This window comes from Streptomyces endocoffeicus (genome assembly GCF_016741935.1).
Lineage (GTDB): Bacteria > Actinomycetota > Actinomycetes > Streptomycetales > Streptomycetaceae > Streptomyces > Streptomyces endocoffeicus.
The window spans coordinates 1-902 of record NZ_JAERRG010000179.1 but is presented as its reverse complement, the minus strand read 5'-3'; the positions used below and the strand labels follow the sequence as shown (position 1 = coordinate 902).

The 902-nt window shown below is 71.5% G+C and carries 1 protein-coding gene; it reads left to right on the top strand.

Features of this window, described 5'->3' with window-relative positions; translation table 11 throughout:
• Nucleotides 1-25 precede the first annotated feature (25 nt).
• Nucleotides 26-902: acyltransferase domain-containing protein (locus JK364_RS54470; protein WP_201858888.1), on the top strand; the 877-nt coding region annotated here is incomplete at its 3' end.

Sequence of the window (902 nt, the reverse complement as noted above, 5' to 3'; positions counted from 1 at the left end):
CGAGACCGCGCTACGAGCACAGGCAGTGCAATTGCTGACGTTCGCGGCCACGAGCGACCGGCACCCCGCCGACATCGGCTGGACGCTCGCACAGCACCGGGCCGCGCTCGAACACCGCGCGGTGGTCGTGGCCGCCGACCGGGACACCTTCCTCGCCGGGCTGGACGCAGTTGCCACCGGCGAGCCCGCCACCCATGTGGTCAGCGGAGTGGCACCGGAAGAACCGCCGTCCGGTGTGGTGTTCGTCTTCCCCGGTCAGGGGTCGCAGTGGGTCGGCATGGCCGCCGAACTACTCGACACCTCACCCGTGTTCGCCGAATCCATCGATCAATGCGCCCAAGCCCTCGCCCCGCACATCGAGTGGAACCTCCTCGACGTCCTCCGCGAGACCTCGGACGGAAGCGCGCTGGAGCAGGTGGAGGTGGTCCAGCCCGCCCTCTGGGCCGTGATGGTGTCCCTGGCCCAGGTGTGGCGCTCGCTCGGCATCGAGCCCTCCGCCGTCATCGGCCACTCACAAGGCGAGATCGCGGCCGCGTGCGCAGCCGGTGCGCTCTCCCTCGACGACGGCGCACGGCTCGTGGCCCTGCGCAGCCGTCTCATCGCCCAGGAACTGGCCGGACACGGCGGCATGGTCTCCCTCGCCACCTCCAGCGACCAGGCGCGCGAGCTGCTGACCGGCCGCGACGACGTCTGGATCGCCACCGTCAACGGGCCCACCTCCACCGTCATCGCCGGAACCCCCACCGGGCTCGCCGAGGTGACCGCCGCAGCCGAGAACGCCGGACTGCGCACCCGCACCATCCCGGTCGACTACGCGTCCCACACCCCGCACGTCGAACGCATCCGGGAACAGCTCCTCCAACTCGCCGCACCCATCACCCCCCACGCCGGCGACGTCCCCC